This window comes from Streptococcus sp. E17BB (genome assembly GCF_041807725.1).
Taxonomy (GTDB): domain Bacteria; phylum Bacillota; class Bacilli; order Lactobacillales; family Streptococcaceae; genus Streptococcus; species Streptococcus entericus.
This window is the reverse complement of sequence record NZ_JBGTZC010000054.1, coordinates 1-9,319: the sequence shown is the minus strand read 5'-3', so window position 1 is coordinate 9,319 and position 9,319 is coordinate 1. Positions and strand designations below refer to the sequence as shown.

The 9,319-nt window shown below is 45.3% G+C and carries 7 protein-coding genes and 1 pseudogene; 3 read left to right on the top strand and 5 right to left on the bottom strand.

Going from position 1 to position 9,319, the window contains the following annotated elements:
- Window positions 1–322 precede the first annotated feature (322 nt).
- The 5 genes from ACERC7_RS09985 to ACERC7_RS09965 form a co-directional block, all read right to left on the bottom strand.
- Window positions 323–1,066, bottom strand: a complete 744-nt coding sequence (locus ACERC7_RS09985) for an ABC transporter permease (protein ID WP_373666846.1) — start codon at window positions 1,064–1,066, stop codon at window positions 323–325.
- Entirely contained in the window at window positions 1,059–1,883 is an 825-nt protein-coding gene (locus ACERC7_RS09980) for an ABC transporter ATP-binding protein (RefSeq protein ID WP_373659618.1), read from the bottom strand. The genes ACERC7_RS09985 and ACERC7_RS09980 overlap by 8 nt, the downstream gene beginning before the upstream one ends.
- Before the next feature lie 228 nt (window positions 1,884–2,111).
- The gene (locus ACERC7_RS09975; protein ID WP_373666845.1) at window positions 2,112–3,896 is read right to left on the bottom strand and encodes an ABC transporter ATP-binding protein; all 1,785 of its coding nucleotides are present in this window, start codon (window positions 3,894–3,896) and stop codon (window positions 2,112–2,114) included.
- 1 nt (window position 3,897) lies between these two features.
- A complete protein-coding gene (locus ACERC7_RS09970; RefSeq protein WP_373659614.1) occupies window positions 3,898–5,604 on the bottom strand; it encodes an ABC transporter ATP-binding protein in 1,707 nt (568 codons plus the stop codon).
- Window positions 5,597–6,046 carry a MarR family winged helix-turn-helix transcriptional regulator gene (locus tag ACERC7_RS09965; protein WP_373659615.1) on the bottom strand — a complete coding sequence of 150 codons (450 nt, stop codon included), beginning with the start codon at window positions 6,044–6,046 and terminating at the stop codon, window positions 5,597–5,599. The genes ACERC7_RS09970 and ACERC7_RS09965 overlap by 8 nt, the downstream gene beginning before the upstream one ends.
- A gap of 180 nt (window positions 6,047–6,226) precedes the next feature.
- On the opposite strand from ACERC7_RS09965, the gene ACERC7_RS09960 reads away from it, so the two are divergent.
- The 3 genes and pseudogenes from ACERC7_RS09960 to ACERC7_RS09950 all read left to right on the top strand — a co-directional run.
- Window positions 6,227–7,243 (top strand): NAD(P)H-dependent glycerol-3-phosphate dehydrogenase, encoded by a 1,017-nt coding sequence (locus ACERC7_RS09960; RefSeq protein WP_373659616.1) that lies wholly within the window; start codon window positions 6,227–6,229, stop codon window positions 7,241–7,243.
- A gap of 386 nt (window positions 7,244–7,629) precedes the next feature.
- The gene (gene galU / locus ACERC7_RS09955) at window positions 7,630–8,535 is read left to right on the top strand and encodes a UTP--glucose-1-phosphate uridylyltransferase GalU (protein ID WP_373666844.1); all 906 of its coding nucleotides are present in this window, start codon (window positions 7,630–7,632) and stop codon (window positions 8,533–8,535) included.
- A gap of 203 nt (window positions 8,536–8,738) precedes the next feature.
- Window positions 8,739–9,319 (top strand): annotated as a pseudogene (locus ACERC7_RS09950) (IS30 family transposase); the annotation flags it as partial.

Here is a 9,319-nt window from a genome sequence, read left to right as displayed (position 1 = left end):
TCCACTGGTGGAACCATCATCGCATTCACGGTAGTCTCGATTACCAAACACCTATGGTTAAGCGAGTTATCGCTTAACAAAAACACTTTATAAAAATTGTACAGAAAAGGGGTGCCTTTTCATTATTTGCAATACAAATAGATACCAATAGCAACGCCAATAATAAATACGCCCATAAACTTCTCTCCTTTCCTCTAGAGTTATAACTTTTTTAATTAAATTCTTTATCTCCTCATTGGAAATAAAGGATCCAACCAATACCTACAAGCATGATATACATCGTAATCTCCTTCCTACTTTATTAATACCAAGCAACTAGTTCCTAGACAACTTTGAATATCTTTTTTAACTGAACTACTTGCCTTGAAACAGATAGCTTTTCCTTAGTCCCAATCCGTCTTAACACAAGATAAGACAGGAGTGATAATCCTAAAACCCAAATCACTAAACTCATCATAGAATACCTGTCTAGATTAATTGTGAGGTTTCGAGACAAGTCTGAAAAAGCTCCAAAAAATGTATAAGACAACATTCTATCGATTTTTTGGCTAGCTTGAGCCAAAATAGGTCCAAGCGATAGGAATAACATGACAGGCATGCTATTAATCTGAGCCTGAGTTTGGGTCTCCGATAAAAAACCAATAATCACATTGATCAGAACTACAGCTAATGCAGTCAACAAGCTGATAACAAGATAAGACATCACGTGAGCACCAAGTTGGACCTTGGATAAGATAGGCAATAACATAATATTAATTGCTGTCAATAACATGGGATAAAACAGTACCGATAAGAGGTATTCTCCTTGGCCAACACCACTCAAAAGGAGAGTTGATAGATTCCTTTTTTCTTTCTCTTCCGCAATCATACTCGATACCGTTGTCCCACTTGACATTGACAAGCCCAAGGGTAGGGTCATAAATAATACCTGAATACCTTCAGCTTTCAAGACAAAACGGTAAAGTGCTAGTAGCAAATAAGGAAACAAAAATTGAATTAATAGATTTTTATTCGTTATCAAAATCTGTGTCCGTAGCCAGATAAGGGCTAATAGTCGTCTAATCATGAAGTTGTTCTCCTGTCAATGCGATAAAAATGTCTGCCAAATTTGGTTCACAAGAATGAACCGAAAAAGCGGTCTCTAAGTCACTAGGTTGTACATCGGAAAAAGTCAATAGCCGTTCATTGCCGACATTATCAATAATTTTTAATTGCTTTGTTGTGGTGTATCTCCGAATTAATTCATCTGGACGACCCGATTCAACCAACTGCCCACGATGGAGTAGAGCGATTCTATTGCATAAAAGACTTGCCTCTGCCATGTCATGTGTGGTTAGAAAGATGGTTGTACCTTGCTCCCTTAACTCTTCTAATAACTTATGGATTTTCATTGAAGTCGCAGGATCTAAACCACTAGTAGGCTCATCCAAAAAAAGAAGTCGTGGTCTGTTAATTAAGGCTCTAGCCAAAAATAGCCGTTGCTTCATACCAGTAGATAAGCGTTCAGCCACCGTGTGCCGACAATCGTAAAGTCCAACCTGCTGGAGTAGGTCATCAACCCTCTCCTTTCCAACACCATAAAACTTAGCATAGGCCTGCATATTCTTATAAAGCGTCAGTTTTTCAAAAAAACCACTCTGATCACTCACAATGCCTAAGGCTTCAAAGTCGGCTGGTTCCAGTTCCCTAGAAGATTTTCCTAACAAATAACTCTCACCACTGTCAGAAAGTAACTGGTTGGTCAAAATCCTAATCAAAGTTGTCTTCCCCGAACCAGATGGTCCAAGAAAACCAAAAATTGTTCCTTCTTCTACTGTAAAACTAATCTGCGATAGAGCTACGTTCTCACCAAATGCCTTGGACACTTTAGAGACTTGAATCATATCTGTCATCTCTTTTCTCCTTTGAAGTGTTCTAATAACTTATTCGTAACTGATTGGAAAAAATCAACTTTTATTTTTAACATTTTGTTGATTGCTAACTTGAATAACTGCCATCAATATACCTACTAGTCCTTGAACAAATTATCTTACTTAAATATTCGTTAAAAATCTGTATTCATTTTCAATTTTTTCAGACAAAAAACTCCCGCCAAGAGAGAGTTTTTTGTCTTATTCAAACACAAACTGGTTGTGGTAGAGTTCGGCATAAAAGCCATTTTGTCTAAGGAGTTCACGATGGTTGCCCCGCTCCAGCACCTCACCATCCTTGAGGACGATGATCTCGTCTGCTTTCAAGATGGTCTTGAGACGGTGGGCGATGACAAAGCTGGTCCGCCCTGCTACCACTGCCTCCATGGCCTGTTGAATCTTGCTCTCGGTCACCGTATCGACGTTTGAGGTTGCCTCATCAAGGATGAGCACCTGCGGATTGGTCAAGAGAGTTCGTGCGATAGAAATCAGCTGCTTTTGCCCTGTCGAGAAGACATTTTCATCATCGGTCACGTAAGTCTCATAGCCATCTGGCAGGCTCATGATAAAGTCATGGATATGGGTGGCACGAGCAGCGGTCTCCACCATCTCCTGACTGACACCTTCTGCCCCAAAGAGGATATTATCTGCGATGGTGCCTGAGAAGAGCACCGACTCCTGCAAGACGATACCGACCTTGCTGCGGAGGCTATCCAAATCATAGTCTCGGATATCACGTCCATCAAAGCGAATGCTGCCACTATCCACATCGTAGAAACGGTTCATGAGGTTCATGATGGTGGTCTTGCCAGAGCCCGTCGGCCCAACGACCGCTACCATCTTGCCCTTAGGCGCAGAGATAGACACCCCTTTGAGGACAGGCTTGTCTGGCACATAGCTAAAGTTGATATTGTCGATCTCGACACCTTGGCTCAATTCGGTAAATAGCGGCGCTTTATCAGGACGGACTTCCTCTTCTTGGTCAAACATCTCCTGAATCCGATGAGCTCCTGTAAAGGCCAGCTGCAACTCCGCCCAGCTGGAAGCAATCTGCATCATGGGCTGGTAGTACTGCTGCGAATACTGGACAAAGGTCACCACCAAGCCCAGCGCTGTTGCCGTGGTCAAGCTCGTATCGTCCAAGACCATCGAAGAACCGATGAAAATCACAATCGCCGTATTGACCAAGCTCATGCCATTCATGACAGGAAAGAGCAAACCACCAAAAAGACGTCCTTTGAAGGTGGTGCGACGCACCTCTTCATTCAAGGTCAAGAAGCCGTCGATGGTCTCTTGCTGAATGCCTTGGACGATGATGGCCTTTTGCCCTGAAATCTTCTCGTCCATATAGGCATTGAGCTTGCTGACAGCCGCCTGCTGGAGATTGCTGTACTTGCGGGCTAGGCGGATGATGACAACCAGAAAGAGCAGGGCCACAGGCGTTGACGCCATCGTCAACCAAGCCAAACGTGTATCTTGGCGGAACATCATCCAGACCATCCCCACATAGAGAGCAGCGTTGGACACCACTTGGGTCAAGGACTGGTTAAAAGCATTCTGGATATTGTCCAAATCACTGGTAAAGCGAGATAGAATGTCCCCGTCCTTGTGGGTATCGAAAAATTGAATGGTCAAGCGTTCTAACTTTCCAAACAGCCCCTTGCGCATACGGTTGGTCGAGTGCGCCACGATGCGGGTAAAGAGCAGGCTGTAGACCAAATTGGCCACAACGGTGAAGAGATAGGCTTGAAAGAGCAGGCCCATGACCCCATTAAAGGTTCCCATATCGGGACTGAAATTGGCAATACCTGTCTGCTTAGCGACCATGTATTGCTGCGCCAACTCCCCCAGAGCACCTAGTGCCTCTCCGATGAGGACAGGCGTTTTGACCTGCAAGTAGGTCGCCAGCACCACTGCCGCAAAAATCACTGCAAAGGAAAGTTTATAGCGTTTGAAATAAAACCAGAAAAAACGTGCTGTCTTCATCTTAGTCCTCCTGTCCTTTCTGCGTCTCGTAGATCTCACGGTAAACAACATTTGATTGCACCAATTCGGCATGGGTTCCTTGACCAATCAAGCGCCCCTCATCCAGCACCAAAATCTTGTCCGCGCGAACCACAGAAGAAATCTTCTGGGCGATGATGACTGTGGTCGTACCTTTGAGATCGTGGTTAAGGGCTTCCTGCACCAGCTTTTCAGACTTGGCGTCAAGAGCTGATGTGGAGTCATCCAAGACCAAGATTTTCGGCTGACCAATTACCCCACGAGCGATGGACATGCGCTGCTTTTGCCCACCTGAGAAGTTGTTGCCCCGCTCTTCGACTTGGCTCTCATAGCGGTCATCCATGCGGTCGATAAATTCCTTGGCTTGGGCAATGCTAGCCGCACGGTTCAGAGCGTCTAGGTCGGCACCCATCTTCCCTTGCCGCAGATTATCCGCGATAGTGCCTGAAAAGAGAATCGCCTTTTGCAGGACAATCGATACCGTCTCTCTTAGGGTATTTTGGCTAAGCGTCTTGATGTCCTTGCCACCGATGAAGATTGTCCCCTCCTGCGGGTCAAAAAGACGTGGAATCATCTGAGCTAGAGTAGACTTACCAGCTCCAGTCGCTCCGACCACCCCGACCATCTGTCCTGCTTCAATAGTAAAGGAAATCTCCTTGAGCATGGGTTCGGTATCATGTGGGTAGGTAAAGCTCACCTTGTCAAAGACGATACTACCAGTCAAGTCCTCATCTGATCCGTTCATAAATGTCATAGCAGGCTCTGTATCGAGTACCTCACCAATCCGCTTGATAGAAATAGCTGCCCGACTAGCCTGCATACCCATAAAGCTCGCCATGATGATGGAAAACATGATCTGCATAAGGTAACTCATGAAAGAAGCAATTCCACCGACTACTTTAGGCTCGGTCTCTACCATCCCTGATACCAAATAAATAGACACAAAAACCGCCATATAAGAAATAAACATTAATAGGGGTTGCATCACTGAAAAACCATACCCGATGAAGAGGTTTAGCCCTAAAAGCTCATTAGAGGTTTCTTTGAATTTGGTGTATTGGTTCTTTTCCTGAACAAAGGATTTGACCACCCGAGCGCCACGTAGATTTTCCTTAGCGATACGGTTAATCGTATCCATCAAGGATTGGAATTTCCCAAAGCGAGGCGCCATTTGGCTCATCACGACGGCCATAATCGCACCAATCAAGATAATCATCACGATGATCATCCACCAGAGGTCAGGCATGGTTTTGACCGCCATGATAAAAGCACCGATAAAGAGTAAAGGCACCCGCATGAGCACTGTGAAAGTCATCATCATCAAGTTCTGGATTTGGTTGATATCATTGGTCAAACGAACGACCAAATTCCCGGCGTTAAAGGTCTCGATGTTGGCATAGGAAAAGCTCTGAATCTTACGAAAGGCTTCCTCCCGAATATCCGCAGACACGCCTTGAGCGATTTTAGACGCCAGAGCCGTGTTGATAGCTCCTGCTAAGAGCCCAATCCCTGCAATCGTTAGAAGCCAAACACCGACTTCTGATATTTTTTCTTGGTCATTCATCAAGACAGCCTCTAGGACATCTTGCAAATAGCTGGGCTGCAAGAGACTGCTGATAACCACGGTGGACACCATAAGCACAGAACCTAGGGCGTACCATTTGTAGCGTAAAATAGCGCGTTTAAGCATCTTTTCCTCCTGTATAAGCGGTGATATTTTCTGTCAACTGATGGAGCACCTGATGAAGGACCGCAAAGTCTTGACTGGAAATTCCTTTGAAAATCGACTGCCGCATTTCCTCACGAAAAGTGGTCAAAGGCTGGATTTTTTCTCGTCCCAAGTCGGTCAACAGCACCTGCTTGTAGCGCCGATCAGACACCGACGGTACAATCTCGATAAAGCCATTTTTGACCATGCGCTTGACGAGATTACTAGCCACAGATTTGGAAATCTTCAACTCCTGCTCGATGTCTTTGACAAAAATTTCCTGCTTGTCCCTGCGACTGAGAAACATGAGCACATGCCCTTGTGGACCAGCCAAATGCTCGATGCCGTTTTCCCTTGCCATCTCCTCACAGATAGTCTCTAGTCTATGCAAAATCAGACGAATATCTGATAGTGGATGTCCCATATCACCCTCCATTAGTTTTCATAGAAACTATTTTAGTTCTTATGAGGACTATTGTCAAGGGAAAAAGCTTGTTTTCTTGTAATTTTCAAGATGTTTTCACAAAACCAAGAGATACAGTAGGTGATAGGAAAAGTATTAAACTTATGATATAATGGAAAAAACAGCTTTTTAGGAGGTCGTATGGACAAACAAACCATCGCCGTCTTAGGACCGGGTTCATGGGGAACCGCCCTGGCTCAGGTACTCAATGATAACGGTCACACCGTCCGTCTCTGGGGCAATATCCCTGCTCAGATTGACGAGATTAATACCCACCATACCAATAACCATTATTTCAAGGACATTGTACTGGATGAGAATATTGTCGCCTACACTGACTTGGCAGGAGCTTTGGCAGGTGTTGATGCAGTGCTCTTTGTTGTGCCAACCAAAGTTACGCGTTTGGTTGCCAAACAAGTCGCAGCCGTTCTTGATCATAAGGTTATCGTTATGCACGCTTCAAAAGGTCTTGAACCTGGCACTCACGAGCGCCTATCTACTATCTTGGAGGAAGAAATCCCAGAGACCCTTCGCAGTGAAATTGTCGTCGTCTCAGGACCTAGTCACGCTGAAGAAACCATTGTTCGGGACATCACCCTCATCACCACTGCATCTAAAGACTTGACTGCTGCCAAGTATGCGCAAGAGCTCTTTAGCAACCACTACTTCCGCCTCTACACCAATACGGATGTCATCGGTGTTGAGACAGCTGGTGCCCTCAAAAACATCATCGCTGTTGGTGCTGGCGTTCTTCATGGTCTCGGTTTTGGGGACAATGCTAAAGCCGCTATTATTACACGGGGTCTGGCAGAAATAACCCGTCTCGGTGTCAAGTTGGGGGCAAATCCCCTGACCTACAGCGGTTTATCAGGAGTAGGAGACTTGATTGTCACAGGAACATCCGTTCATTCCCGTAACTGGCGAGCAGGTGATGCGCTAGGGCGTGGTGAAAAACTCGCTGATATCGAAGCCAATATGGGTATGGTCATCGAAGGCTTATCAACAACAAAGGTCGCCTACGAAATTGCTCAAGAGCTCGGTGTCTATATGCCCATCACTACTGCTATTTATCAGGCCATCTACGAGAATGCCCCAATCAAGGAAACGGTCCTAAACATGATGTCAAACGAGTTTCGTTCCGAGGACGAGTGGGCTTGACACTCATCGTTAGTCCTCAACTTAGACAGAATCTGGACAAATGTTCCAGTCCCTCTGTTTTAGTGACGCAGTACTTGGGAGCAAACTTGTGATTTGTTTTGTCAGCACTAGAGTTGCCCCTGTACAAACTCATTAAGCAATGTAACGCCATAAGCCACTGCTGGTTGTTTCGATCCCCATGAGACTTGACGACTTGGCATCATCAGTGGCTAGGTAATCATTTGATAGGTTAATTTAAGTAGTTAACAGCCCTCACAGCTGCAACCTCAAACAGTTGGCTTTTAACTAATTGAATTACACCTAAGTGAGCTAACCCTTCATCGACCTCTCATAAATTTATCGATTGAGCCCAACTTTCATTTTCAAAAACAAAAAGGAGAACCATCATGAAAAAAGTCAGAAAGGCTATTATCCCAGCCGCTGGTCTAGGAACACGCTTCCTCCCTGCCACCAAGGCGCTTGCCAAGGAAATGTTGCCCATCGTGGACAAGCCAACCATCCAGTTCATCGTTGAAGAGGCCTTAAAATCAGGTATCGAAGACATCCTAGTGGTGACTGGTAAGTCCAAGCGCTCTATCGAGGATCACTTCGACTCAAACTTTGAGCTAGAGTATAACCTCAAAGCAAAAGGCAAGCATGACTTGCTTAAATTGGTAGACGAAACAACAGGTGTTCGCCTGCACTTTATCCGTCAGAGCCACCCACGCGGTCTTGGAGATGCGGTCTTGCAAGCCAAAGCCTTTGTTGGCAACGAACCCTTTGTGGTCATGCTAGGGGATGACCTCATGGACATTACTGACGAGACTGCTCTGCCATTGACCAAGCAGTTAATCAACGACTATGAGAATACCCATGCTTCAACCATCGCCGTCATGCAGGTACCGCATGAAGAGGTGTCAGCTTATGGCGTCATCGCCCCTCACGGCGAGAGTGTTCACGGTCTTTACAGCGTTGATACCTTTGTCGAGAAGCCAAAGCCTGAGGAGGCCCCATCTGATTTGGCCATCATCGGTCGGTATCTCTTGACACCAGAGATTTTTGACCTACTAGAAAAACAAGAACCCGGGGCTGGTGGCGAAGTGCAACTAACAGATGCTATCGATGCCTTAAACAAGACTCAGCGGGTCTTTGCTCGTGTCTTTACAGGCAAACGGTATGATGTCGGTGACAAGTTTGGTTTTATGACGACCTCTATCGACTACGCCCTTAAACACCCTCAAGTTAAAGATCAACTCAAAGACTATATCATCAAACTCGGTAAAGAGCTAGCTAGTGACAGCAGTGCCGAGTAAACGAGAAAAAGTTTAACCTCAACTGCCAAAATGAAACGAAATAAAACACTCCTGTTGACATCTAGTACACTAGAAACAAGGAGTGTTTTTTTATAGTCTTTAACAGATGATAAACCGTTATGGACTGACAAGTTAATTCTCTAGTAACCGCGCGATAACAGCGTGATCAAAGACATCAAGCATAATCATTTTAGTTATCNCCTATGAGCTACTCCCATGAACCATAAAAGAGCGAATAAAGATAGAGACTTATTTAGAATTAGGGTTGAAACCTCATCAAATTGCTAGTAAACTTGGCGTCCATAAGTCTACCATCTCAAGAGAGTTAGAACGGTGTCCGGCTGCTTATTCCGCAGACCTAGCCCAGAAACATATTGACCAAAAGGCTAAGCAAAAAGGACGACAGTCTCGTTTGACCCCTGAGTTAAAAGCGGAGATTGAACAAGGTTTGAGAGCCTCTTGGTCTCCCGAACAGATTTGCGGTCGCTATCGGCTGGAAGACAAGCCAATGGTCGCTTTTAAGACCATCTACAACTGGCTCTATGCTGGCTTGATCGACATAGAACTCAACGTCTTACGTCGCAAAGGAAAAAGCCGAACCCCGCAGGAAACCCGTGGGAAATTCATGATTGGAACACCGATTTCCAAACGCCCTAAAGAAGTTAGGAATCGTCAGACTTTCGGTCACTGGGAGCTAGATACGGAGGTAGCCTCCCGAGGCAAAAGTAAGGGCTGTTTAGCGACCTTTGTGGAGAGGAAAACACGCTTTTACCTGGCTTTCAAG

Coding starts and splice junctions, on each gene's coding strand:
- ACERC7_RS09980 (WP_373659618.1), bottom strand. CDS start 1,883: ATGATTCAAGTCTCTAAAGTGTCCAAGGCATTTGGTGAGAACGTAGCT.
- ACERC7_RS09960 (WP_373659616.1), top strand. CDS start 6,227: ATGGACAAACAAACCATCGCCGTCTTAGGACCGGGTTCATGGGGAACC.
- ACERC7_RS09985 (WP_373666846.1), bottom strand. CDS start 1,066: ATGATTAGACGACTATTAGCCCTTATCTGGCTACGGACACAGATTTTG.
- ACERC7_RS09970 (WP_373659614.1), bottom strand. CDS start 5,604: ATGCTTAAACGCGCTATTTTACGCTACAAATGGTACGCCCTAGGTTCT.
- ACERC7_RS09975 (WP_373666845.1), bottom strand. CDS start 3,896: ATGAAGACAGCACGTTTTTTCTGGTTTTATTTCAAACGCTATAAACTT.
- ACERC7_RS09965 (WP_373659615.1), bottom strand. CDS start 6,046: ATGGGACATCCACTATCAGATATTCGTCTGATTTTGCATAGACTAGAG.
- galU (WP_373666844.1), top strand. CDS start 7,630: ATGAAAAAAGTCAGAAAGGCTATTATCCCAGCCGCTGGTCTAGGAACA.